This is a genomic window from Bacillus sp. (in: firmicutes) (assembly GCA_017656295.1).
Classification (GTDB): Bacteria; Bacillota; Bacilli; order Bacillales; family JACDOC01; genus JACDOC01.
This window is the reverse complement of record JACDOC010000042.1, coordinates 1-1,005: the sequence shown is the minus strand read 5'-3', so window position 1 is coordinate 1,005 and position 1,005 is coordinate 1. Positions and strand designations below refer to the sequence as shown.

3 protein-coding genes are annotated in these 1,005 nt (G+C 31.0%); all 3 read left to right on the top strand.

The window, feature by feature from the left end; all coding sequences use genetic code 11:
• Positions 1-377: hypothetical protein (locus H0Z31_15685; GenBank protein ID MBO8178847.1), on the top strand; the 377-nt coding region annotated here is incomplete at its 5' end.
• 27 nt (positions 378-404) lie between these two features.
• Entirely contained in the window at positions 405-860 is a 456-nt protein-coding gene (locus H0Z31_15680; GenBank protein MBO8178846.1) for a hypothetical protein, read from the top strand.
• Positions 861-862: 2 nt separating this feature from the next.
• Positions 863-1,005, top strand: a 143-nt coding sequence (locus H0Z31_15675; GenBank protein MBO8178845.1) for a hypothetical protein, incomplete at its 3' end; no start/stop codon positions are given.

Here is a 1,005-nt window from a genome sequence, read left to right as displayed (position 1 = left end):
ATCCGCAATCTTTAAACTTATATTCTTATACAAAGAATAATCCAGTAATATACGTTGATCATGATGGGCATAATCCACTCTTAATTGCTGCTGCTGTTCAAATTATAAGATTTGTTGCAAAAAAAATCGGTCGAAAAGTTGCAATAAAATCATATCGTGTTTTAAAGCCATATCTCAAAAGAGTACGAGACGATGCGAAAAATTATACTTTAGAAGTATCTGGGCCGAACATTAAAAACTGGAAATTTAGAATTGCTATAAAAAAGAAAGGGATTAGTAAGCCTATATTTAGAATAGAATATCATTATGAGCTTGGTAAATGGCAATTACATTATCATGTAGGAAATAAACGAATAGTTTTGTGGGAAAAGAAATAGAAGTTTATTGAAGAAAGGGAGGTTTCTATGAAAAATTCTTGGGAAGGTTTGCTCGATTTATTCGAGCTTCCTTCTAATTTACGAAAAAGAACTGTATTAGAAGTTTGGCAACGTTTCCCTACTGGACATCCTAAGTATAGAGATTTATATTATTTATACAATTCTATTAAGGAACTTTTTTATTCTAAAGATAAATTTATTTTAGCATGGTTTGAAGAAGTCAATAACTCCCCAGGTTTCTCTTATTTAAAAACAAAAATCATATGTAGAGAAAATATTTCATTTATAAGGAATATGTGGGATGAATTAGCAGGTTTATACATTCTTTTTTTACCAAGTAACTTCAAAGGAGATACGTTAGGAATAGGTGATGAAGATACTATTATTGGAGAGGTTCTCTGTAAAAATAGAAAGCTATTATTGAAAACTCCGGATGGACAAGAATTACTTTTGATATATATTGACGATAACAAAACTATTTAACTTTGACAAAAAATGGTATAACGTATCATTATCATGTAAATGGTCACGGTGACGTAACGGCATTAACCGATGCCAATGGAAACATTGTTGCTGAATATGAATACGATGCGTGGGGGAATATCCTTTTCCAAACAGGTTCTATGGC

What these genes read in the sequence shown, in the direction of transcription:
- H0Z31_15680 (MBO8178846.1), top strand. Translation starts at nt 405, where the DNA reads ATGAAAAATTCTTGGGAAGGTTTGCTCGATTTATTCGAGCTTCCTTCT.